Origin of the sequence: Stenotrophomonas sp. AR029 (genome assembly GCF_047520695.2) — a bacterium.
GTDB lineage: Bacteria > Pseudomonadota > Gammaproteobacteria > Xanthomonadales > Xanthomonadaceae > Stenotrophomonas > Stenotrophomonas sepilia.
The window spans coordinates 1-23,878 of the sequence record NZ_JAXBQQ020000012.1 but is presented as its reverse complement, the minus strand read 5'-3'; the positions used below and the strand labels follow the sequence as shown (position 1 = coordinate 23,878).

At 67.1% G+C, this 23,878-nt stretch carries 13 protein-coding genes and 1 riboswitch; of the genes, 8 read left to right on the top strand and 5 right to left on the bottom strand.

Annotation, left to right across the window (positions count from 1 at the left end):
- The first annotated feature begins 9 nt into the window (after positions 1–9).
- The 4 genes from glyQ (at position 10) to ACM0PB_RS19915 (ending at position 8,910) form a co-directional block, all read left to right on the top strand.
- Positions 10–921, top strand: a complete 912-nt coding sequence (glyQ, locus tag ACM0PB_RS19930) for a glycine--tRNA ligase subunit alpha (RefSeq protein WP_005420440.1) — start codon at positions 10–12, stop codon at positions 919–921.
- Positions 922–1,008: 87 nt separating this feature from the next.
- Positions 1,009–3,084 carry a glycine--tRNA ligase subunit beta gene (gene glyS / locus ACM0PB_RS19925; protein WP_065177805.1) on the top strand — a complete coding sequence of 692 codons (2,076 nt, stop codon included), beginning with the start codon at positions 1,009–1,011 and terminating at the stop codon, positions 3,082–3,084.
- Between the two features lie 175 nt (positions 3,085–3,259).
- Positions 3,260–5,056 (top strand): autotransporter assembly complex protein TamA, encoded by a 1,797-nt coding sequence (locus ACM0PB_RS19920; RefSeq protein ID WP_032954656.1) that lies wholly within the window; start codon positions 3,260–3,262, stop codon positions 5,054–5,056.
- Positions 5,053–8,910, top strand: coding sequence for a translocation/assembly module TamB domain-containing protein (locus ACM0PB_RS19915; RefSeq protein ID WP_262220221.1), 3,858 nt, complete (start codon positions 5,053–5,055; stop codon positions 8,908–8,910). The genes ACM0PB_RS19920 and ACM0PB_RS19915 overlap by 4 nt, the downstream gene beginning before the upstream one ends.
- A gap of 51 nt (positions 8,911–8,961) precedes the next feature.
- On the opposite strand, the gene ACM0PB_RS19910 is transcribed toward ACM0PB_RS19915, so the two are convergent.
- Together ACM0PB_RS19910 and ACM0PB_RS19905 are read right to left on the bottom strand one after the other, a co-directional pair.
- The gene (locus ACM0PB_RS19910) at positions 8,962–10,062 is read right to left on the bottom strand and encodes a hypothetical protein (protein ID WP_065177807.1); all 1,101 of its coding nucleotides are present in this window, start codon (positions 10,060–10,062) and stop codon (positions 8,962–8,964) included.
- Positions 10,059–10,835: a hypothetical protein gene (locus ACM0PB_RS19905; protein WP_065177808.1), complete on the bottom strand. Its 777-nt coding sequence runs from the start codon at positions 10,833–10,835 to the stop codon at positions 10,059–10,061. The genes ACM0PB_RS19910 and ACM0PB_RS19905 overlap by 4 nt, the downstream gene beginning before the upstream one ends.
- A 122-nt stretch (positions 10,836–10,957) precedes the next feature.
- Between ACM0PB_RS19905 and ACM0PB_RS19900 the strand changes: the two genes are divergently transcribed.
- Positions 10,958–13,105, top strand: a complete 2,148-nt coding sequence (locus ACM0PB_RS19900; protein ID WP_053498782.1) for a S46 family peptidase — start codon at positions 10,958–10,960, stop codon at positions 13,103–13,105.
- A gap of 135 nt (positions 13,106–13,240) precedes the next feature.
- Entirely contained in the window at positions 13,241–16,687 is a 3,447-nt protein-coding gene (locus ACM0PB_RS19895; protein WP_065196778.1) for a hybrid sensor histidine kinase/response regulator, read from the top strand.
- 79 nt (positions 16,688–16,766) lie between these two features.
- Here the strand turns inward: ACM0PB_RS19895 and ACM0PB_RS19890 are convergent, their stop codons facing one another.
- From ACM0PB_RS19890 to acs, 3 genes are all read right to left on the bottom strand, one after another.
- Positions 16,767–17,342, bottom strand: coding sequence for a manganese efflux pump MntP (locus ACM0PB_RS19890; RefSeq protein ID WP_005420421.1), 576 nt, complete (start codon positions 17,340–17,342; stop codon positions 16,767–16,769).
- 88 nt (positions 17,343–17,430) lie between these two features.
- Positions 17,431–17,520: riboswitch (yybP-ykoY riboswitch) on the bottom strand.
- Between the two features lie 181 nt (positions 17,521–17,701).
- Positions 17,702–18,367 (bottom strand): response regulator transcription factor, encoded by a 666-nt coding sequence (locus ACM0PB_RS19885; RefSeq protein WP_005420420.1) that lies wholly within the window; start codon positions 18,365–18,367, stop codon positions 17,702–17,704.
- Positions 18,368–18,447: 80 nt separating this feature from the next.
- Positions 18,448–20,391, bottom strand: coding sequence for an acetate--CoA ligase (acs, locus tag ACM0PB_RS19880; RefSeq protein WP_065185927.1), 1,944 nt, complete (start codon positions 20,389–20,391; stop codon positions 18,448–18,450).
- 245 nt (positions 20,392–20,636) lie between these two features.
- Here acs and ACM0PB_RS19875 point away from each other — a divergent pair, with 245 nt between their 5' ends.
- Positions 20,637–22,064 carry a DcaP family trimeric outer membrane transporter gene (locus ACM0PB_RS19875; protein WP_053498792.1) on the top strand — a complete coding sequence of 476 codons (1,428 nt, stop codon included), beginning with the start codon at positions 20,637–20,639 and terminating at the stop codon, positions 22,062–22,064.
- 127 nt (positions 22,065–22,191) lie between these two features.
- The gene (locus tag ACM0PB_RS19870) at positions 22,192–23,853 is read left to right on the top strand and encodes an MFS transporter (RefSeq protein ID WP_065185925.1); all 1,662 of its coding nucleotides are present in this window, start codon (positions 22,192–22,194) and stop codon (positions 23,851–23,853) included.
- Positions 23,854–23,878: the final 25 nt, after the last annotated feature.

Below are 23,878 nucleotides of genomic sequence, written 5' to 3'. Positions count from 1 at the left end.
CTCGTACGCATGTCCGCGACCCCGACCGTTCCGATCACCTTCCAGGGCCTGATCCAGACCCTGAACCAGTTCTGGGCCCAGCAGGGCTGCGTGCTCATCCAGCCGCTCGACCTGGAGGTGGGCGCCGGTACCTTCCACCCGGCCACCTTCCTGCGGGCGATCGGGCCGGAAAGCTGGAACGCGGCCTACGTGCAGCCGTCGCGCCGCCCGACCGACGGCCGCTACGGCGAGAACCCGAACCGCCTGCAGCGCTACTACCAGTACCAGGTGGCGATGAAGCCGGCGCCGGACAACATCCAGCAGCTGTACCTGGATTCGCTGAAGGCACTGGGCATCGATCCGCTGGTGCACGACCTGCGCTTCGTCGAGGACAACTGGGAATCGCCGACGCTGGGCGCGTGGGGCCTGGGCTGGGAAGTCTGGCTCAACGGCATGGAAGTGACCCAGTTCACCTACTTCCAGCAGGCCGGTGGCCTGGAGTGCCGCCCGGTGCTGGGCGAGATCACCTACGGTCTCGAGCGCCTGTGCATGTACCTGCAGAACTGCGACAACGTCTATGACCTGGTCTGGACCTACGGCCCGGACGGCCAGCCGGTGACCTACGGCGACGTCTACCACCAGAACGAGGTGGAGCAGAGCACCTACAACTTCGAATACGCCGACGTGGACGAAATGTTCCACCGCTTCGACGCCTGCGAGCGTGAAGCGCAGAAGCTGGTGGAAGTGGGCCTGCCGCTGCCGGCCTACGAGCAGGTGATGAAGGCCAGCCACACCTTCAACCTGCTCGATGCGCGCCGCGCGATCAGCGTGACCGAGCGCCAGCGCTACATCCTGCGCGTGCGCGCGCTGGCCCAGGCGGTGGCCAGGGCGTATTACGAGCAGCGCGAGAAGCTGGGCTTCCCGGGTGCGAAGAAGGCCTGACCGCCTTCCTGCACCGTCCCGCTTTTCATCAACTACCCGGGGCGCCGGACGCGTTGCGCGCTGCGCCCCCACCACAGGATCGAACCGATGAGCCAACTGTCCCCCCTGCTGATCGAACTGGGCACCGAGGAGCTGCCGGTCAAGGCGCTGCCGGGCCTGGCCCAGGCGTTCTTCGACGGTGTTGTCGAAGGCCTGCGCAAGCGTGGCGTCGCGCTGGAGCTGGGCGATGCCCGCCCGCTGTCGACCCCGCGCCGGCTGGCCGTGCTGCTGCCGGGCGTCGGCCTGGAACAGCCGGAACAGCACAGCGAAGTGCTGGGCCCGTATCTGAACATCGCGCTGGACGCCGAAGGCCAGCCGACCAAGGCCCTGCAGGGCTTCGCCGCCAAGGCCGGGATCGACTGGACCGCGCTGGAGAAGACCACCGACAACAAGGGCGAGCGCTTCGTGCACCGCGCGGTCACCCCGGGCGCGAGCACCGCCAGCCTGTTGCCGGAAATCCTGCGCGAGGCGATCGCGGCGATGCCGATTCCCAAGCCGATGCGCTGGGGCGATCACGCCTGGGGCTTCGCCCGCCCGGCGCACTGGCTGGTGCTGCTGCACGGCGCCAACGTGGTCGAGGCCGAACTGTTCGGCCTGCAGGCCGGCCGTGCCAGCCGTGGCCATCGCTTCCACCACGACCAGGCCGTGTCGCTGGCGCAGCCGCAGGATTACGTTGAAGCGCTGCGCGCCGCGTTCGTGCTGGTCGACCCGAGCGAGCGACGTGCGCGCATCGTCGCCGAGGTCGAGGCCGCTGCAGCCGGGGCCGGTGGCAGCGCCCGCATCACCGACGACAACCTGGAGCAGGTGGTGAACCTGGTCGAATGGCCGTCGGCGGTGCTGTGCAGCTTCGAACGCGCCTTCCTGGCAGTGCCGCAGGAAGCACTGATCGAAACGATGGAGATCAACCAGAAGTTCTTCCCGGTGCTGGATGCCGCCGGCACGCTGACCGAGAAGTTCATCGGCATCGCCAACATCGAATCGAAGGACGTGGCCGAAGTGGCCAAGGGCTACGAGCGGGTGATCCGCCCGCGCTTTGCCGATGCCAAGTTCTTCTTCGACGAGGACCTGAAGCAGGGCCTGATGTCGATGGGCGACGGCCTGAAGACGGTGACCTACCAGGCCAAGCTGGGCAGCGTGGCCGACAAGGTGGCGCGCGTGGCCGCACTGGCCGAAGTGATCGCAGCCCAGGTCGGTGCCGATCCGGCGCAGGCCAAGCGGGCTGCCGAGCTGGCCAAGAACGACCTGCAGTCGCGCATGGTCAACGAATTCCCGGAACTGCAGGGCATCGCCGGCCGCCACTACGCCGTGGCCGGTGGTGAATCGGCCGACGTGGCGCTGGCCATCGACGAGGCCTACCAGCCACGCTTCGGTGGTGACGACATCGCGCTGTCGCCGCTGGGCAAGGTGCTGGCCATAGCCGAACGCGTGGATACGCTGGCCGGTGGTTTCGCTGCAGGCCTGAAGCCGACCGGCAACAAGGACCCGTTCGCGCTGCGCCGCAATGCGCTGGGCCTGGCCCGCACGATCATCGAAAGCGGCTTCGAACTGGACCTGCGCGCGCTGATGGCCAGCGCCAATGCCGGCCTGGCCGCGCGCAACGTGCAGGCCGATGTCGGCGAGCTGTACGACTTCATCCTCGACCGCCTGAAGGGCTACTACGCTGACAAGGGCGTGCCGGCCACGCACTTCAACGCCGTGGCCGAGCTGAAGCCGGCTTCGCTGTACGACTTCGATCGCCGCCTGGATGCAATCGGCACCTTCGCCGCGCTGCCGGAGGCAGAGGCGCTGGCCGCGGCCAACAAGCGCATCCGCAACATCCTGCGCAAGGCCGAGGGCGAGATTCCGGCGCAGATCGACGCGGCACTGCTGCAGGAAGATGCCGAGCGCGCGCTGGCCGAAGCGGTCACCGCCGCCATCGATGACACCGGCGCCAGCCTGCACCAGAAGGACTATGTGGCGGTGCTGGCACGCCTGGCGCGCCTGCGTCCGCAGGTCGACGCGTTCTTCGATGGCGTGATGGTCAACGCGGAAGATCCGGCACTGCGTGGCAACCGCCTGGCGCTGCTGACGATGCTGGGCGAGCGCCTGGGCAAGGTGGCGGCGATCGAGCATCTGTCGAGCTGACGCCCGTATCGGTAGTGCCGGCGTTGTCTATCGGGGTCATTGCCGACATCGTGGACGATGCCGGCATCCTGATTGGTCGGTTGCGACAATCGACACTTTGCGGTGTATTTTGACCGCCACTTAACAACCGATCCGCAATGACGTGATGCATTTCGCATCGTCACCTCCGGTCGGTATGCTGTGCCGCATGCAGCCAAAGAAATACGCCCTGCCGCTGATGGTCCTGTCGCTGGCCGCCACTTCCGTGGTCCATGCGCGCGGCACCATCGACAAGGTGGACATCAAGGGATTGGACAAGGGCGACGACGCCGCAATCATCGAGAACATCCAGGAATCGCTGTCGCTGTACGACACGATCGGCAAGGAGCAGGGCGAATCGCGCCTGGAGTACCTGCTGTCGCAGGCCGAGCGGCAGACCCGCCAGGCGCTGGAGCCGTTCGGCTACTACAACCCGGTGATCAAGGTCGAGGCGCCGCGTGAGGACGAGCACGTGCGCGTGCTGATCCACGTCGACAAGGGCGCCCCGGTGACCGTGCGCCGCGAGCACATCGACATCACCGGCCCGGCGATGTACGACCAGTACCTGCAGGACGACCTGGCCGCCTTCAAGCCCCGCAAGGGCCAGCGCTTCGAGCACACCCAGTACGAAGCCAGCAAGATCACCATCACCCGGCGCCTGGCCGAGCGCGGCTACTTCGATGCCGACTACACCCAGCGCCAGGTGCAGATCACCCGCGCCGACAACGCCGCCGACATCGACCTGACCTGGGACAGCGGCCGCCGCTACAACATGGGCCCGGTGCGCTTCGAGCAGGATTACTTCGTCGACAAGCTGTTCGATCCACTGGTGTACTGGGACCAGGGCAGCTACTACCACGAGGGCAAGCTGGACCGGCTGCGCGAGTCGCTGACCAAGCTGGACTACTTCAGCGTGATCGACATCCAGCCGCGCCCGGACCAGGCCGACGAGAACGGCGAAGTGCCGGTGGACGTGAAGCTGACCCGGGCCAAGCGCACCATCTACACCGCAGGCCTGAGCTACGGCAGCGAGAGCGGCCCGGGTGTGCGCGGTGGCATCGAGCGGCGGTTCCTGAACAACCGCGGCCACAAGATGAACACGCAGCTGGACTATGCGCAGAAGCGCAAGAGCCTGGTTACCAGTTACCGCATTCCGGCCTTCAACTGGCTTGATGGCTGGTACACCTTCGCTGCCAGCGCGTATGACGAGCAGACCGACTACATCGACCTGCGCAACTTCAAGCTGATCGCCAGCCGCAGCGGCGAGATCAACGAACACTGGACCGCGATCGCCTCGATCAACGCGCTGCGCGAGCGCTGGCGCTATGCCTCCGGCACCGAATTCACCGACGCGGTCTACAACACCTCGACGCTGGTGTACCCGCAGATGGTTGCCGACTACGTCAACGTCGACGACGAGATGTTCCCGCGCAAGGGCATCAGCGGCGCTGCAACGGTGCGTGCCGGCGTGGAAGGCGCCGGCTCGGATACCAGCTTCGTGCAGGCCAACGCCGTGTTGCGCTGGTACATCCCGGTGGGTGAAAGCAATCGCCTGATCCTGCGCGGCGAGGGCGGCACCACCTGGACCAGCGATCTGGTGGCGATGCCGCCGAGCCTGCGCTACTTCGCCGGTGGTGACCGCAGCATCCGCGGCTACGCCTACCGTGAGGTCGGCCCGCGTACGCCGAAGCCGGACAAGTACGCGCTGGGTGCCAAGAACCTGGTGATCGGCTCGGCCGAGTACGAGCACTACTTCAACGGTGGCCCCTGGGGTGCGGCGGTGTTCGTCGATACCGGCAGTGCCTTCGACAACACCATCGACCTGCATACCGGCGTCGGCTTCGGCGTACGCTGGAAATCGCCGGTGGGCCCGGTGCGCATCGACGTGGCGCACGGCCTGAACAACCCGGATTCGCAGTTCCAGCTGTACCTGAACATCGGAGCGGACCTGTGAGCGCGTCCGCACCGACCCCGAACACCCCGCCGCCACGCGTGCGCTTCTATCGCCGTCGCCGCTTCTGGGCATGGTCCGGCGCCGGCGTGATCGGCCTGGTGCTGCTGGCCCTGCTGGCGGTGTACTGGCTGCTGCAGACCGTGGCCGGCCGTGACGTACTGCTGGCCCAGGTGGTGGCGCGGCTGCCGGTGGGTGCCAGCTTCACCTGGGACAAGGTGGAGGGTCCGGTGGCCGGACCGCTGACCCTGTACAACGTCGACTTCCGCTATGACGACATCCATTTCCATGCCGAGCGTGCGCACCTGGAGCCGGACCTGCGCCCGCTGCTGGGCCGCAAGCTGCTGCTGGACAAGCTGGAGCTGACCAACGCGACGTTGAACCTGGCCAAGAGCGATGAGCCGTTCAAGCTGCCGTCCTGGCCCGATTCTCTGCCGCAGATCGAGATGCCGCTGGCGATCCAGGCCGATGCCATCGCCATCGATGGCTTCCGCATCAGCCAGGCCAACGAACCGGTGATCGACATCAGCCGCGTGCGCGGCGGCATCGAGATCGCCAACGGCGAGTTCCAGGCGCACAAGCTGGTGGTGGACAGTGACATGGGCAACTTCACTGCCCAGGGCCGTTACATCCCGGCCAAGGACTACGACACCGATGTGACGGTGACGGCGGTGTTGCCGGCACCGCGTGGGCGCACAGCCGCTACCGTCGGCTTGGTCGCCCGCGGTGACCTGTCGCACATGGAAGTGGCGATGGCCGGGCGTGCACCGAAGCCGCTGCACGCGATGCTGGTGTTCGATGGCCGCACCGACCCGACGTGGAACGCCAGCGTGCGCAGCGACGAGCTGGATCTGGCGTTGCTGTCGCCGGCCTTGGCGAGCTCGGCGATCACGCCGTTGTCGCTGGATTTCACCGCTGCTGGCAAGGGCGGCAATGCCAACCTGCGTGGCAGGGTGAAGCAGGGCGAGCAGGAACTGGAACTTGCACCGTCCATGGTGTCATTGCAGGACCAGGTACTGAAGGTCTCGCCGCTGCTGCTGAAGGGCCTCGGTGGCGAAGCCCGCCTGGAGGGCACCGCCGATTTCAGCCAGGAAAACCAGCAGAAGCTCAACTTCTCGGTGGTCGCGCGTGACCTGACCTATGTACCGGCGCCCGATCCGAACACCGCCGGCAGCGCACCGGTGCCGGTCACTCTGAAGGAAGCACGCTTCGGCCTGGCCGGTACCCTGAAGGCCTGGGCGGCGATCGGCCGCGCCGAGGTCGAACGCGAAAAGCAGAAGGCGCAGCTGCACTTCGATGTGCGTGGCAACGACCAGGCCGCGTCGATCCACCAGCTGCAGGCGCAGACGCCCGGTGGCCAGCTGCAGGTGGAAGGCCAGGTGGCGTGGGCGCCGCAGCTGGACTGGGACGCCAAGGCCACGCTGAAGGACTTCGACCCCGGATATTTCGTGCCGGGCTGGAACGGCCGCCTGTCCGGCAACCTGGCCTCCAAGGGCCGCCAGCTGCCGCCGCCGGCCAATGCCGCACCGGGCACCTCGGGTACGCTGGAAGCCACGGTGGACCTGCCCTCGCTGAAGGGCATCCTGCGCCAGCGCAATCTCGACGCACAGGGCAAGTTCGCACTGCAGGGCGCGCAGGGCCAGGGTGACCTGAAGCTGTCGCTGGGCAGCAGCCGGGTGACCGTGTCGGGCAAGGTCGGCGACCGCCTCGACATCGATGCGCGTTTCGAGCCGCTGCAGTTGAGCGACCTGCTGCCGGCCGCCGACGGTGGCCTGCGTGGCCAGGTACAGGTGAAGGGCCCGCGCGATGCGCCGGACATCACCGCTGACCTGGTCGGCAACAACCTCAACTGGGATGGCTACGGTGCCGAGAGCGTGAGCATCAAGGGCCGCCTGCCGTGGCGCGGCGACAGCGGCACGCTGGCCGTGCAGGGCCAGCAGGTCAACGCGGGCATGCTGCTGGAGCGGCTGAACATCGACGCACAGGGCAGTGTGTCCAACCTGCGCCTGGCCGCGCAGACCCGCAACGAGATGGGTGCGGTCGAGCTGCAGGGCAGCGTGCGCCAGCAGGGCACGCAGTGGCGTGGCGAACTGGCGTCGCTGCGCATCGCACCGGTGAAGGGCGATGCCTGGGCGCTGCGTGCACCGGCGGCGTTCGCGATCAACGGCAGCACCTACACCCTGTCCGAAGCCTGCCTGGCCGCCGCGAGCAGCGGCGCGCTGTGCGCACAGGCCAACTGGCCGCGCGAAGGCCTGGTGGTGCGCAGCGACGCGCTGCCGCTGGCGCTGGTGCAGCCGTGGTTGCCGCCGCAGTCCGGGCGCCGCATCTACCTTCGCGGCGATGTCAGCCTGGACGCGCACATCCGCCCGCGCGGCAACGCCTGGGAAGGCCATGTGGAGGTGCGCTCGAAGGAAGGCGGCGTGCGCCTGGGCGAGAACCGCAACACCGTGGGCGATACCACCCGCGGCGAGCTGGTGCGCTATGACCAGTTCTCGCTGAAGCTCGACATGACCCCGGCCAGCATCAAGGGCTACCTGGGCATGGGCTTCCAGGGCAATGGCTTCGTCGACGCCAAGATGCAGACCGGCTGGGAAGCCAGTGCGCCGCTTAATGGTGAGCTCTACCTCAACATGTCGCGGCTGTACTGGCTGGAGCTGTTCTCGCCGGACATCGTGCGACCGACCGGCCTGATCGAAGGCCACGTCAGCCTGCGCGGGACGCGAGGCCAGCCGTCGCTGGGCGGTGACGCACAGCTGAGCAACTTCAAGGGCGAATTCCCCGCGCTGGGCCTGACCTTCGACCAGGGCAAGGGCAGCTTCGTGGCCCAGCCCGATGGTTCGGCCAAGATCACCGCGCAGGCCAACTCGGGCCAGGGCACGCTGTACGTGGACGGTGGCCTGTCGTGGTTCGGCGATGCGCAGCCGCTGCAGCTGAAGATCCATGGCGAGAACGTGCTGCTGTCCAACACCAGCGAACTGCGCATCGTCGCCAACCCCAACCTCGACTTCACCCTGGCCAAGGCGGCGATGGAGCTGCGCGGCACCGTGCACGTGCCCGAGGCCGACATCGATCTGGAACGCTTGGACCGCGGCACCTCGGTGTCCGAAGACGTGGTGGTGCTCGACCCGGCCGATCCGGAAGAGTCGCGCACCTCGCCGCTGGACATGGACCTGACGGTCAGCCTGGGCGACAAGGTGAAGATGACCGGGTTCGGCCTGAAGGGCGCGCTGACCGGCAAGATGCAGGTCTGGGCCAAGCCCGGCCGCGAAATGACCGCCAATGGCGGCCTGGAAGTGAGCGGCCGCTACAAGGCGTATGGGCAGGACCTGACCATCACCCGTGGCAACCTCAACTGGAACTACAACGCGGTGTCCGACCCGCGCATCAACATCCGCGCCGAGCGCCGCATCGGTGATGTCACCGCCGGCATCGACGTGACCGGGCGTGCCCAGCAACCGCGTGCCGACGTGTGGTCCGATCCGGCGATGTCGCAGTCCGAGGCACTGGCCTATCTGGTGCTGGGACGCAGCCTGACCGGCGCCAGCAGCGACCAGGCGCAGCAGGTCAACGCGGCCTCGGCGGCGCTCTCGGCTGGCAGTGGCCTGCTCGCCTCGCAGCTGGGTGCCAAGCTGGGCCTGGATGATGCAGGCGTGAGCCAGTCGCGCGCGCTGGGTGGTTCGGTGATCGGCGTCGGCAAGTACATCTCGCCCAAGCTTTACGTGGGTTACGGCGTGTCGCTGGTGGGCGCCGGTTCGGTGATCACGCTGAAGTACCTGCTGCGCCGCGGGTTTGATGTGGAAGTGGAATCGAGCACGGTGGAAAACCGTGGTTCGATCAACTGGCGGCGGGAGAAATGACCGGGTCGGGGGCGGCGCCCTTTCGTTGAAAGGGTCCGACCCCCGGCTTCTTCAGCTGCGGCGCAGCCGCTGGCGGTGCCCGGACAGGTCCATGCTCCACAGCAGCAGCGCACCCAGCAGCGCCGGCAGCACGCTGAGCACGGACAGCATCATCAGGAATGACACTGGCAATTCCATGCGGACGGGCTTGCCCCGGCGCAGCTGGTAGCGGATCCATGCCGTGGCCAGCACGGTCCAGGCCAGCAGCCAGCACAGCGGTGCCAACCACAGCGAAGGCGAGGGCACCCACAGGTAGACGGCGGTACCGACCACTGCGATGGCTGCGCAGGCGACCGGCAGGGCCAGCCAACGCAGCCGGGAAGGCGGCACGGACGGGTCTTCAGGGGCGCTCTGCCAGACGAACAGATGACGCAGGCCAATGGCCAGCAGCGTGCCGAGCAGTGGCGCCAGCGCTGCCGTGCCCAGCACGATCGCCCTGCGCTGCTCTTCCGACTGGTAGGGCAGCAGCGTGTTGGCGATCTGGGTGGTGGCCAACGCGATGAAGGCCATCAACGTCAGCGCCACGCTTGCCAGCAGTGCACGCAGCAATGACAACTGTGCTGCGGTGAGGCGGGTGACATCGCTGGCGCCGGCCCAGAAGCGGGCTTGGCCCGCATCGATGCCGGGCGGCAGAGGACGGTCCTCCTGGCAGCCCAGTACGTCCATCAACGCTGCGGCCTGGCGCGGCACGCGCAGCGGCAGCGCGGACATCAGGTTGCGCAGGTGCGAACGCGGTTCGCGCAGCTGCTGAAGGCGGCTGGCAGCGTCATCGTGGCTGGTCCAGCGTCCGCCACGCGCCTCCATCTGCTGGGCCAGCAGATCGGTCTGCGCGGGCAGTTGCAGCCAGTCCTGCCAGGCGTGTTCGGCCAGCTCGCGCAGTTCGCCTGGTGCCAGGCCGCAGCCCGCGTCGTCCCAGCCGAAGGCCTGGTAAAGCGCCGCGGCTTCGGACAGGTTCATGGGCGCCTGCCGCGCGCGCAGCGCCTGCAGCACCCTAGCACTGGCTTCAGCGCGCTCGTCCAGGGACCACTGGCTGCGCAGACCCTGCAGGTACACCGCGAAAGGTTGCGGGTCGGTGGATTTGGCGCGCTCCAGCAGGTCCATCCAGTTGCTCATGGGTTTGCCTCGTGTGGGGGCTGCAGGCTTGAACGATCACTGTCTGCATTGCCGGGGGAGCTGGAAAATGCCCCGCGGAGGATTGCGATGGCGGCCAGCAGGGCGCACGTCAGAAGCAGTGCCAAAGCGACCGTTCGCCGCGTGAAGCGTCTGCGTGACGGCACGGAATGGTGCAGGGCGTCGCATGCGGCCGCCCAGAACATGACCTGCCTGCGCTGCAATGGCGGTGGGAGCGCCACGTGCGCCATCACAGGCACGCCGACAAGGTAATGCAGCGTTTCACGCATTTCGTGCCGCGTGCCCGCGGACAGCGCCTGGATGCGCGCGCGCAGTGGGTGCCAGGGGCCACTGAGCCGGGCGACACGGGTGCGGGCCTGCACCACCGAAACCGGCGCATTCTCAAGATGCATGTAACGGGCGAGCGCGGTCTCGTTGCCTGGCACCAGCAACCAGCACAGGTGCATGCTGTGGCCGAGGGCGGCCATGTCGTAGCACTCGCGGATACTGTCCCGGTCATACCACTGGAAGCGGTCGGCCAGCTGCTCGAAGTTCGCTTGCGGGAACGGCGTAGTGCCCTTCATCAGCCGTTGCCAGGTTGCCAGGTTCACCGCGCCAGCATCCGCAGGGGGCTGCGGTTCCGGGGACTGCTGCAGCCAGGCTGCGAAGTCTGCCGGATCGCGTTGCTGACCGTTGCGGACGATGCGGTCGGCAAGCGCCTCGGCGGCAGATGGCCCTGTCGAATGCGTGGTGCCCAGATCGATTCCTGCGATCATCGGTCCTTCCCTAGTATCCGTGCCTGATTCTAGCCAGCATCGGTGCCCCCAACCATCAGCCGTTGCCCCATGCGGCCCCAGCGGCTATGGTCCCGGGCTGTTCTGTCGTACCGGATTGCCTCATGTCACCACGCAAAGCCCTTCCCACCGCCCTGGCCCTGGGCCTGACTCTCGCCGCCGGTGCCCACGCCGATGAAGGCATGTGGATGCCGACCCAGCTGCCGGACCTGGCCAAGCCGCTGCAGGCCGCTGGCTTCAAGGGCAATCCGGCCGACCTGGCCAATGTCACCGCGCCGCCGCTGAGCGCGGTGGTGCGCGCGGGCGGCGGCACCGGCTCGTTCGTGTCCAGCGACGGCCTGCTGCTGACCAATCACCACGTGGCGATGGGCGTGATCCAGTACAACAGCTCCCCAGAGCACGACCTGATCAACGGTGGCTTCATCGCCAGGGACCGTGCCGATGAGCGCCCGGCCAACCCGGACTTCCGCGTGCTGGTCACCGTCGGCTTCGACAAGGTGACCGACCAGGTGCTGGCGCAGGCCCGCGGCAAGACCGGCCGTGCCTACTTCGATGCCGTCGATGCGGCCAGCAAGCAGATCGTGGCCGAATGCGAGAAGGATGGCAGCGTGCGCTGCTCGGTGGCCAACATGTACTACGGCACCGACTTCTACCGCATCGCCCAGCTGGAACTCAGCGACGTGCGCCTGGTGTACGCGCCGCCGCGTGCGATCGGCAACTATGGCGATGAGATCGATAATTTCATGTGGCCGCGCCACACCGGTGACTTCACCCTGCTGCGCGCCTATGTGGGCAAGGACGGCAAGCCGGCCGCCTACAGCAAGGACAACGTGCCCTACCAGGCGCCGGCACACCTGCAGATGTCGGTGGAGGGCCCGAAGGAGGGCGACTACGCGATGCTGGCCGGTTATCCGGGCATCACCTACCGCCACCGTACCGCGGCAGAATTCGCCGGCCAGATCGACACCGTGCTGCCGCGCCGCGTTTCGGTGTTCCAGCAGATGATCGACACCATCGAGGCGGCAACTGCCAAGGACGCGCAGGCACGTACCCGTTACGCTTCGCAGCTGCAGTCGCTGAAGAACAACCGCAAGCGCGCCGCCGGTGAGCTGGAAGGTCTGCTGCGCAGCGACGCCAAGGCCCAGCGTGCCGCCGACGAGACCGCGATGCTGGCCGCCACCGACCGCAGGTACCAGAGCGACATCAAGGCGCTGCTGGCCAACCTGTCACAGGGCGCGGCGGTGGGCGAGCGTGACCTGCTGCTGGACCAGATGGCCGCACAGAGCCAGTTGCTGCGCTCGGCGCTGCTGCTGGAGCGCCTGCGCATCGAATCGGCCAAACCGGACGCGCAGCGCGAGAGCGGTTACCAGCAGCGCGACCAGGCGATGATCGAAGGCGTGCTCAAGCAGGTCCAGCGCCGCTACGCACCGGAGGTCGAGAAGGCCCTGCTGACCACCCTGCTGACCCGTTACCAGCAGCTGCCGGACGCGCAGCGCGTGGCCGAGTTCGACGCCGCCTTCGGCCGTACCCCGCAGCAGCTGGCCAAGGCACTGGATACCCTGTACGCCGGCACCCAGCTGGGTGACGAGGCGCAGCGCCTGTCGCGCTTCGCGGCTGCGCGCGAAGGCAAGGCCCTGGCCGCCGATCCGCTGATCGCCGTGGCCGGCCCGCTGGTGGCCGCGCAGCTGCGCATCGAGAACGAAAGCAAGACCCGCGAGGGCGAGCAGCTGCGCCTGCGCCCGGCCTACATGCAGGCGCTGTTCGCCTGGCGTGCCAAGCAGGGCCGCGCCGTGTACCCGGATGCCAACCGCACCCTGCGCATCAGCTACGGCAAGGTCGAGGCACTGCACCCGCGCGATGGCGTGACCTACTCGCCGGTGACCACCGTGGCCGGCATCGTCGAGAAGAACACCAACGCCTATCCGTTCGACGCACCCAAGCCGCTGCTGGCCGCGATCGCCAAGGGTGACTTCGGCAGCACCGCCGATCCGGCACTGAAGACCCAGACGGTCAACTTCCTGACCAACCTGGACACCACCGGCGGCAACTCCGGCTCGCCGGTGCTCAATGCCAAGGGCGAACTGATCGGCCTGAACTTTGACAGCAACTGGGAGTCGGTCAGCGCCAGCTGGTGGTTCGACCCGCGCTACAAGCGTGCCGTGCACGTGGACATGCGCTACCTGCGCTGGCTGCTGGCCAAGGTCTACCCGGCGCCGGAACTGCTGAAGGAAATGGGCGTGCCGGCCCAGTAAGAAGCCGGCCACGACCCACGGTCGTGGCCCGCACCGCGTAAGCCCCCACACTGGTGGGGGCGGTTGCCCCCAACGAGCCCGTACACCCGGCCGCGCCTGGCCTACACTGCGGGTTCCTCCGACGGAAACACACGCGTGGTCTCCAGTTGGGTCCTGCTGCTGGTCTCGGTTGCCTATGCCGCGCTGCTGTTCGGCGTGGCGTGGTGGGGCGACCGTCGGCCGATGTACCCCGACCGGCCGTGGCTGCGGCCGGTCGTCTACAGCCTGGCGCTGGCGGTGTACTGCTCGTCGTGGACCTTCTACGGCGCGGTCGGCACTGCCGTGCGCAATGGCGTGGGCTACCTGCCGATCTACATCGGCCCGCTGCTGCTGCTGTTGTTCGGCTGGCGCATCATCGAGCGCCTGGCGCTGATCGCACGCAGCCAGAACGTGGTCTCCATCGCCGATTTCATCTCCTCGCGCTTCGGTCGCTCGCGGCGGCTGGCGGCGCTGGTGGCGATCATCGCGCTGATCGGCATCATTCCGTACCTGGCGTTGCAGTACAAAGCGGTGGCGATGAGCCTGCAGGTGCTGACCGGCAACACCGGCCCGACCGGGTTCTTCACCGACCCGGCGCTATACGTGGCATTGCTGATGGCGCTGTTCGCCACCCTGTTCGGTACCCGCCAGGTCGATGCCACCGAGCACCACCACGGCATGATGCTGGCGATTGCCTTTGAATCGGTGATCAAGCTGCTGGCGATGCTGGCGGTGGGCGTGTTCGCCTACCTGTGGCTGAGCAACCGCACCGACGCGGTGGTCGAGTCGGTGCATACGCTGTTCACCGGCCTGCCGCCGGTCGGCTTCATCTCGCAGACCCTGCTCAGTTTCCTCGCCATCATCTGCCTGCCGCGCCAGTTCCACGTGGCCGTGGTCGAGTGCGGTGACGTGCGCGACGTGCGCCGCGCGCGCTGGATGTTCGGCGGTTACCTGGTGCTGATCTCGGGCATGGTGCTGCCGATCGCCACCGCCGGCGTGACCCTGTTCGGCACCGGCGGCGGCGTCGCCGACGACTCGATGGTGCTGGCGCTGCCGTTGGCCGAAGGCCGCAATGCGCTGGCGCTGATCGCCTACGTGGGCGGCTTCTCGGCGGCCACCGGCATGGTCATCGTCTCGTCCATCGCGCTGGCGACCATGGTCAGCAATGATCTGGTGATGCCGGTACTGCTGCGTCGGAGCGGTGACCACCAGGAAGCCGCTGACGTCGCCTCGCGCGTGTTGTGGATCCGCCGCCTGGCGATCCTGCTGCTGGCGCTGATGGCCTACAGCTACTACCGCACCAGCAGCAACGACAGCACGCTGGCCTCGTACGGCCTGATGGCGTTCGCAGCGGTGGCGCAATTCGCGCCCGGCCTGATCGGCGGCCTGTACTGGCGCGGTGCCAGCCGGCGCGGCGTCGAAGTGGGCATGCTGCTGGGCTTTGCCACCTGGCTGTACACCCTGCTGCTGCCGGCGATGACCATGGCCGGCTGGGTCGACGCCGCCTGGGTACAGCACGGCCCGTTCGGCATCGAGTGGCTGCGTCCGCAGCAGCTGTTCGGCATGTCCGGCTGGGACCCGCTGACCCACGGCACGTTCTGGTCGCTGCTGGTCAATGCGGCCACGATGATGCTGGTGTCCGCACGCTGGCGGCCCGGCGTCGACGAGCGCCTGCGTGCGGCACCGTTCCTCGACCCGTATGCCGAGCGCCCGTCGGTGGCCGGCGGCTGGCCCGGGCATGTGCATGTGGGCGACCTGCTGGCGCTGGCTTCGCGCGTGGTCGGCGAACGCCATGCACGGCGTTCGTTCTTCGAGCAGGCGCAGTCGCTGGGCCGTGAGCTGCAATCCTCGGCACCGGCTGACCGGCCGTGGGTGCAGTTCACCGAGCGCCTGCTGGCCGCCTCGATCGGTGCGGCATCGGCGCGCCTGCTGCTGACCAGCCTGCTGCGTGGCTCGGGCATGGACCTGGGGGAAGTGGTGGCGGTGCTGGACGAAGCCGGGCAGGAACTGCGCTTCAACCGCGAGATCCTGTCGACCACGCTGGAGAACATCAGCGCCGGGGTCAGCGTGGTCGATCCGGACATGCGCCTGACCGCGTGGAACCGCCGCTACCAGGACATGTTCGGTTACCCCGACGGCATGCTCTACGTGGGCCGCCCGGTGGCCGACCTGATCCGCTACAACGCCGAGCGCGGCGAGCTGGGCGAGGGCGATATCGAAGTGCAGATCAACCGCCGCATCGGTTACATGCGCGCCGGCTCGCCGCACGTGTTCGAGCGCACCCGCAGCGACGGCAAGGTGATCGAGATGCGTGGCCAGGCGCTGCCCGGCGGCGGTTACGTGACCAGCTACAACGACATCACCGACTACAAGCACGCTGAAAGGGCGCTGCTTGAAGCCAACGAGACGCTGGAACAGCGCGTGGCCGAGCGCTCGCATGAGGCCGAGGTCGCGCAGCAGTCGAAGACCCGTTTCCTGGCGGCGATCAGCCATGACGTGCTGCAGCCGTTGAATGCGGCGCGCCTGTTTGCGTCCGCGCTGCGCGACAGCGATCACGTGAGCGACGAACAGAAGCATCTGGCCGAACGCGTGGACGCGTCGCTGCGCGCTGCCGAAGAACTGCTTGATGGCCTGCTGGACGTGTCGCGGCTGGATGCCGGTGGCCTGCACCCGGTGATCGGCGAATTCGATGTGAGTGCGTTGATGCGCGAGCTGGCCGCGCAGTACACGCCGGTCGCCGCAGGCCGTGGCCTGCGCCTGGACCTGTTCGCGCGCGCGGCCTGGGTACGCAGCGATCGCCGCCTGCTGCGCCGCGTACTGCAGAACTTCCTGGCCAATGCGCTGCGCTACACACGCCAGGGGCGCATCGTGCTGGCCGTGCGCCAGCGCGGCGACGAGGTGGAACTGCAGGTGTGGGATACCGGCCCTGGCATTCCCGAACACCACATGCGGCAGATCTTCGACGAGTTCCACCGCTACCAGCAGCCGTTCGACTGGGGCGAGCAGGGGTTGGGCCTGGGCCTGTCGATCTGCCAGCGCATCTCGCGCCTGCTCGACCATCGCCTCAATGCACGCAGCCGCGTTGGCAGTGGCTCGATGTTCTCGATCATCCTGCCGCGGGTGGCGCCCTTGCCCGGCTACACCGAGCCTGCCAAGGCGACCCAGGCCGTGGCCACACCGGTGCGCAGCGATTCGCTGGCGGGCCTGCGGGTGCTGTGCGTGGACAACGACGAGGAAATCCTCGACGGCATGCGCGCACTGCTCGGCCGCTGGCAGGTGCAGGTGATCACCGCCGCCACCGTCGACCAGGCACTGGAGAAGATCGCCGAGCGACCGCAGGTGATGCTGGTGGACTACCACCTGCACGATCGCATGGATGGCCTGGATGCGCTGGTGGCGCTGCGCGAGGCGGCCGGCTACCCGCTGCCGGGTGCGCTGCTGACCGCCGACGGACGTGACGAGCTGAAGCGGATGGCACGCGAGCGTGGCTACCGCGTGCTGACCAAGCCGATCAAGCCGGCCTCGCTGCGCGCCTTCCTGGGCGCGCTGCGGGATGCGCAATAGATCCACGCCATGCGTGGATGCGACGCCAGGTAGTGCCGGCCGCTGGCCGGCAACCACGCAATCGCTCGCTTCCGATGCGTTACCCCACGCCGTGCAGGTGTTCGTACAGGATGGTCGCGCCGATGATCACCAGGATCACGCCACCGATGATCTCCGCACGCTTGCCGACCATGCTGCCCAGCACGCGGCCGAGCATGATGCCGGCGGTCACCATGGTCAGTGTGCACAGGCCGATGACCGCGGCCATCACGCCGATATGCACGTCCATGAAGGCCAGGCCGATACCCACCGCCATCGCGTCGATGCTGGTGGCGAAGCCGGTCAGCGCCAGCTTCCAGAAGCCGTGGTGCTGCGAGGGATCCTCGTCATCCTCGGCGCTGTCCGGGCGCAGGCCGTTGTAGATCATGTGGATGCCCAGCGCACCGAGCAGGCCGAACGCGATCCAGTGGTCGAAGGCTTCGACGTACTGCAGCGCGGCGCGGCCGAGCAGCCAGCCGATGATCGGCGTGATCGCCTCGATGACGCCGAAGATGATGCCGGCACGCAGTGCATCGCGGAACACCGGCTTGCGCATGGCCGCACCCTTGCCGATTGCGGCGGCAAAGGCATCGGTGGACATGGCAAAGCCGATCAGGAGGATCGAAATGGGGGACATGGACAGCGGCTGAGGTCGGGCAAGGACGGACGCACGGCTCGCGCTCGCGCCCAACCTGACGTTGCGCGCGCGGGCCGCTGGTCTCGCCAACCATCATGGTTGTCCACGCCACGGCGCACTGGCCGAGTATGTTGACGTGGACGATTCCTGCGAAGGAATCCGGCTACTCCCCAAGGGGACGCGAAGCTTAGCATCGCGATCCGCGCGTGGCGCATCTACAGGCAAACGCGCAGGCAGGGCTGGTTTGTATAGCGATGGCTATAACACGGGCCAAGCAAAGGCGTGCCAAGCAAGCTTGGCACCTACCAGGGCGGTTTCAGACGTTCCAGGCGAATGCCGGCCAGCGGCCGGCACTACCGTCAGTCTTCCTCGGGCGGCAGCACGATGGCGTCGTCGTCGATGGCCAGCTTGCCGGCCATCAGCACGGCCTGGGTGCGGTTGGTCACGCCGAGCTTGCGCAGGATGGCGGTGACGTGGGCCTTGATCGTCGCTTCGGAGACGTTGAGGTCGTAGGCGATCTGCTTGTTCAAGCGGCCAGCGCCGAGCATCTGCAGGACACGGAACTGCTGCGGGGTCAGCTCGCGCAGACGCTGGCCCACTTCGCGTTCTTCGCTGCCGGTGGGCGGCACGTTGTGCGCTTCCGGCGGTGCCCAGGTCTCGCCATCGAGGATGGTGCCCAGCGCATGGCCGATGGTGTCCGAATCCGCAGACTTCGGGATGAAGCCCAGCGCACCGTGGTCGAGCGCGCGGCGCATCACCGTGGCTTCTTCGCGCGCGGACACCACCACCACTGGCAGCTGGGGGTGCAGTGAGCGCATGTGCACCAGTGCGTTGAAGCCCTGCGCACCGGGCATGTTGAGATCCATCAGGACCAGGTCGGCGTCGTTGTGCTGGTCGGCCAGCGCGTACAGCGCTTCCACGCTGTCGGCCTCGAACAGCTGCACGCCGGGGATGACCCGCTGCACGGCTCCACGCAGGGCTTCGCGGAACAGCGGGTGGTCATCGGCAATCAGGAGGGTGGTCATGGTCGGGGGGAACCGTGGGGGAAACCAGATGGGGTCAGAGCCCTTTCCTGGTGGAAAGGGATCCGACCCCGGGTTCTGCATCAGCGCACCTTGCGCTCGTCCACCAGCGACGCCACCACCGACGGATCGGCCAGGGTCGAGGTGTCGCCGAGCTGGTCCGGCGCGTTTTCGGCAATCTTGCGCAGGATGCGGCGCATGATCTTGCCCGAGCGGGTCTTCGGCAGGCCCGGTGCCCACTGCAGGTGGTCCGGTGTGGCGATCGGCCCGATCTCCTTGCGCACCCAGGCGATCAGCTCCTTGTGCAGTTCATCGCTCGGGGCCTCTTCGGCCACCAGGGTGACGTAGGCGTAGATGCCTTGGCCCTTGACGTCGTGCGGGAAGCCCACGACCGCCGCTTCGGCCACCTTCGGATGCGAGACCAGCGCGCTTTCCACTTCGGCGGTGCCGATGCGATGGCCGGACACATTGATCACGTCGTCGACGCGGCCGGTGATCCAGTAATAGCCGTCTTCGTCGCGGCGGCAACCGTCACCGGTGAAGTAGCTGCCCGGGTAGGTGCGGAAGTAGGTATCGATGAAGCGCTGGTGGTCGCCGTACACCGTGCGCATCTGGCCCGGCCAGGAGTCACGGATGATCAGGTTGCCCTCGGTCGGGCCGTCCTGGATCTCGCCATCGGCATTGACCAGCGCCGGCTGCACGCCGAAGAAGGGCAGGGTGGCCGACCCCGGCTTGAGGTCCATCGCGCCGGCCAGCGGCGAGATCAGGATGCCGCCGGTTTCGGTCTGCCACCAGGTATCGACGATCGGGCAGCGGCTGTCGCCGACCACTTCGTAGTACCAGCGCCAGGCTTCCGGATTGATCGGCTCGCCGACGCTGCCGAGCAGGCGCAGCGACGCGCGCGAGGTCTTCTTCACCGGCTCCTCGCCTTCGCGCATCAGCGCACGGATGGCGGTCGGGGCGGTGTAGAAGATGCTCACCTTGTGCTTGTCGATGACGTTCCAGAAGCGCGAGGTGTTCGGATAGTTCGGCACGCCTTCGAACATCAGCGAGGTCGCACCGTTGGCCAGTGGCCCGTACACGATGTAGCTGTGGCCGGTGACCCAGCCGACGTCGGCGGTGCACCAGTAGATGTCGTCCTCGCGCAGGTCGAACACCGCTTCATGGGTGTAGGCCGCGTACAGCAGATAGCCGCCGGTGGTGTGCAGCACGCCCTTCGGCTTGCCGGTGGAGCCGGAGGTGTAGAGGATGAACAGCGGGTCTTCCGCGTTCATGCGTTCCGGTTCGCAGGTGGACGGCTGGCTGTCCACCACATCGTGGAACCAGCGGTCGCGCGGGGCCTGCATGTCCACCGCGCCGCCGGTGTGGCGCACCACCAGCACGGTTTCAACCGTGTTCGTGCCCGGCAGCTTCAGCGCGGCATCGACGTTGGCCTTCAGCGGAATCCTGCGGCCACCGCGCAAGCCTTCGTCGGCGGTGATGATCAGCTTGCTCTGGCAGTCGCTGACGCGGTCGGCGATCGAGTTCGGCGCGAAGCCACCGAACACCACCGAGTGGATTGCACCGATGCGCGCGCAGGCCAGCATGGCTACTGCGGCGTCGACGATCATCGGCAGGTAGATGGTGACGCGGTCGCCTTTCTTGACCCCAAGGTTGCGCAGCGCATTGCCGAGGCGGCAGGTGCGCTCATACAGTTCGCGATAGGTCACGTGCTGGGCCGGTGCATCCGGGCCGTCCGGCTCGAACAGCAGGGCGGTCTTGTCGCCGCGCGTCTCGAGCTGGCGATCCAGGCAGTTCACGCTGGCATTGAGCTCACCATCCTCGAACCACTTGATGTGGAAGTCGGACAGGTCGTAGCTGACGTTCTTGATCTTCGTCGGCTTGCGCATCCATTGCAGGCGCTCGGCGGCCTTGCCCCAGAATCCATCCGGGTCGGTCACCGACGCCTGGTACTGCTGTTCATAGGTCTTCTTGTCGATGCGTGCCTTGGCGGCGAACTGCGGATCGACGGGGTAGATATCAGCCATGGCACCCTCACTTGCACGTTGACTTTGTATGTGCGGTCGCAGCATCGCAACGACCGATCCCCCTCAGTTTGCCCCATCCACCCCCGGCCGCGTCACCACCCTGGTTAGACCATGGTCGAAAGTGAGCGCCCTGCAGGGCCGGGTTCGACCAATGGCGAATAGCCGCTATACATAATCGCCCCGCAGTCTCGGCTCGACCGTGCCCCACGCGCGGCATCACCTTGCCACTTGGGAGAGAGGGCAACATGAGCCACCGTACGTTGAAAGCCGTGCGCACACCTTTGGCGGCCTGCCTGCTGGTCGCCCTGGTCGCACCGGGCATGGCGTTCGCAGAGACCGCCAAAGAGAAGGCACTGGAAGCACGCGTTGCCGAACTGGAACGCCAGGTCCAGCTGCTGCTGTCTTCGCAGCAACAACAACAGACCCAGATCAGCCAGACCCAGCAGGCGGTAACCGAAGTGCGCACGGTGCAGGCCGAGCAGAAGCCGGTTGCACAGGTGCCGGCCGGCAAGCAGCCGATCCAGGTCACCACCATCACCCCGGGCGCGGCACCGGGCACCACGGTCAAGATCGGCGGCTTCATCAAGGCCGACTTCCTGGCCACCCAGACCAGCGATGGCCAGCTGGCCGACGACGCCACCGGCCGTTCGCTGTACCTCCCGGGCCAGACCCCGGTGGAAGGCGCCGGCGGCAGCGGCAAGCGCTCGGGCACCGATTTCAACGCCCATGCCAAGTTCTCGCGCTTCAACCTGGGCATCGACAACGTCAGCGAATCGGGCAACAAGGCCGGTGCGTTCTTCGAGATGGACTTCTTCGGCAACTCGCTGGGCAACCAGACTGCCACCAATACCTACGGCGTGACCCTGCGCCACGCCTACATGTACTGGAACAACTGGCTGGCCGGCCAGACCTGGTCCAACTTCATGGACGCGGCCGCACTGCCGGAAGCGGTCGACTTCGTCGGCCCCACCGACGGCGTGATCTTCGTGCGCCAGGCCCAGGTGCGCTACACCCAGGGCGGCTTCAGCGTCGCGCTGGAAAACCCGGAAACCACCACCCTCACCGGCACCCGCAACCCGGTCACCGGCGCCTGGACCAACGCCAGCGCCAACTCCGACCGTGGCAGCCTGCCCGACCTGACCCTGCGCTATGGCTGGAAGGGCGACTGGGGCACCTTCGGTGTCGGCGGCATCGTCCGCCAGTTGAAGGTCGACAACCAGGCGACCGGCGCGAAGGCCGACAAGGTGGCCGGCGGCCTGACCCTGGGCGGCAAGTGGGTGATGGGTGACAGCGATTCGCTGCATTACCAGCTGACCGGTGGCGAAGGCATCGCCCGCTACATCGGCCTGGGCATCACTGCCGACAGTGCCTATGACGTGGCCCGCGACGAACTCAACCCGACCGGCGTGCTGGCCGGCTATGTCGGCTGGCGGCATGCGTTCTCGCCGAAGCTGCGCACCAACCTGATCTACGCGCGTAGCGACTACGACAACGACAGCATCCTCGGCCCGCTGGTGACCAAGAGCGTGCAGAGCATCCGCGGCAACATCTTCTATTCGCCGCTGCCCAAGGTCGATATCGGCGCCGAGCTGATGTATGGCCGTCGCGAAGTGGAGAACGGCAACAAGGGTGACATCACCCGGTTGCAGTTCACTACGAAGTACAGCTTCTAAGAGCGTGCCGGCCAGCGGCCGGCACCTACCGAGATGGGGTGCCGGCCAAGGTCGGCATCTACCGAATTGAGTGCCGACCAACGGTCGGCACCCACCAACAACGATTGCTTCGGAGGGGAAGCGTCCCATGTCCAGTACACCCAGCACCGCACATAAAGCGGGCACCCTGACCAAGGGCCACAAGAAGGTCATCTTCGCCTCGAGCCTCGGCACGGTCTTCGAGTGGTATGACTTCTTCCTGTACGGCTCGCTCGCGGCCATCATCGCCAAGCAGTTCTTCAGTGGCGTCAATGAAACCACGGGCATGATCTTCGCCCTGCTGGCGTTCGCCGCCGGCTTCTTCGTGCGCCCGTTCGGCGCGGCCTTCTTCGGCAGCCTCGGCGATCGCATCGGCCGCAAGTACACCTTCCTGGTCACCATCCTGATCATGGGCATCTCGACCTTCCTGGTCGGCGTGCTGCCCAACTACGCTTCGATCGGTTTCGCCGCTCCGGTGATCCTGATCATCCTGCGGCTGGCCCAGGGCCTGGCGATGGGCGGCGAGTACGGCGGTGCCGCCACCTACGTGGCCGAGCACGCGCCGGACGACAAGCGCGGCCTGTACACCAGCTTCATCCAGTGCACCGCCACGCTGGGCCTGTTCCTGTCGCTGCTGATCATCCTGGCCTGCCGCATGACGCTGGGCAACGAGGCGTTCGAAGCCTGGGGCTGGCGCATTCCGTTCCTGGTGTCGATCCTGCTGCTGGGCATTTCGGTGTGGATCCGCCTGCAGCTGAGCGAATCGCCGCTGTTCCAGCAGATGAAGGCTGAAGGCAAGGGCTCCAAGACCCCGTTCCGCGACAGCCTGAAGGGCGGCAACCTGAAGCTGATGCTGCTGGTCCTGCTCGGTGCGGCGGCTGGCCAAGCCGTGGTCTGGTACGGCGGCCAGTTCTACGCGCTGTTCTTCCTCAGCAGCATGCTGAAGGTCGATGCCACCACCTCCTACCTGCTGATCGCCGCAGCGCTGGCACTGGGCACGCCGTTCTTCATCTTCTTCGGCTGGTTGTCCGACCGCATCGGTCGCAAGAAGATCATCCTGGCCGGCTGCCTGCTGGCGGCCATCACCTACATCCCGATCTTCAAGGGCCTGACCCACTTCGCCAACCCGGCCATCGAAGAAGCCCGCAGCAGCTCGCCGGCCCTGGTCGTCGCCGATCCGGCCACCTGCTCGTTCCAGTTCGATCCGGTGGGCCTGCGCAAGTTCACCAGCTCCTGCGACGTGGCCACCGCCGCGCTGACCAAGGCCGGCGTGCCGTACGACGTGCAGCCCGCCGCCGCCGGCTCGCTGGCGATGGTGAACGTGGGCAGCGCCAGCGTCCCCTCGTATGAGGCCGCAGGCCTGACCAAGGAAGAAGGCAAGGCCAAGGCCGATGCGTTCGGCGCGGAACTGAAGACCGCCCTGACCTCTGCCGGCTACCCGGCCAAGGCCGATGGTGCGCGCATCAACATCGCTGGCACCATCTTCATGCTGTGGCTGCTGGTGCTGTACGTGACCATGGTCTACGGCCCGATCGCCGCCTACCTGGTCGAACTGTTCCCGACCCGTATCCGCTACACCTCGATGTCGCTGCCGTACCACATCGGCAACGGCTGGTTCGGTGGCTTCCTGCCGGCCATCTCGTTCGCGCTGGTGGCCGGTACCGGCAACCTGTACTACGGCCTGTGGTACCCGATTGCGATCGCACTGATGTCGGTGGTGATCGGCGGCCTGTTCCTGCGCGAAACCAAGAACGTGGATATCACCAAGTAACCGGCGTGCCGACCAACGGTCGGCA

Bases quoted from the DNA above. Each gene is read 5' to 3' on its own strand.
- ACM0PB_RS19920 (WP_032954656.1), top strand. From the start codon at position 3,260: ATGCTGTGCCGCATGCAGCCAAAGAAATACGCCCTGCCGCTGATGGTC.
- ACM0PB_RS19885 (WP_005420420.1), bottom strand. From the start codon at position 18,367: ATGACCACCCTCCTGATTGCCGATGACCACCCGCTGTTCCGCGAAGCC.
- ACM0PB_RS19870 (WP_065185925.1), top strand. From the start codon at position 22,192: ATGTCCAGTACACCCAGCACCGCACATAAAGCGGGCACCCTGACCAAG.
- ACM0PB_RS19890 (WP_005420421.1), bottom strand. From the start codon at position 17,342: ATGTCCCCCATTTCGATCCTCCTGATCGGCTTTGCCATGTCCACCGAT.
- glyS (WP_065177805.1), top strand. From the start codon at position 1,009: ATGAGCCAACTGTCCCCCCTGCTGATCGAACTGGGCACCGAGGAGCTG.
- ACM0PB_RS19905 (WP_065177808.1), bottom strand. From the start codon at position 10,835: ATGATCGCAGGAATCGATCTGGGCACCACGCATTCGACAGGGCCATCT.
- ACM0PB_RS19900 (WP_053498782.1), top strand. From the start codon at position 10,958: ATGTCACCACGCAAAGCCCTTCCCACCGCCCTGGCCCTGGGCCTGACT.
- ACM0PB_RS19875 (WP_053498792.1), top strand. From the start codon at position 20,637: ATGAGCCACCGTACGTTGAAAGCCGTGCGCACACCTTTGGCGGCCTGC.
- acs (WP_065185927.1), bottom strand. From the start codon at position 20,391: ATGGCTGATATCTACCCCGTCGATCCGCAGTTCGCCGCCAAGGCACGC.
- ACM0PB_RS19910 (WP_065177807.1), bottom strand. From the start codon at position 10,062: ATGAGCAACTGGATGGACCTGCTGGAGCGCGCCAAATCCACCGACCCG.
- glyQ (WP_005420440.1), top strand. From the start codon at position 10: ATGTCCGCGACCCCGACCGTTCCGATCACCTTCCAGGGCCTGATCCAG.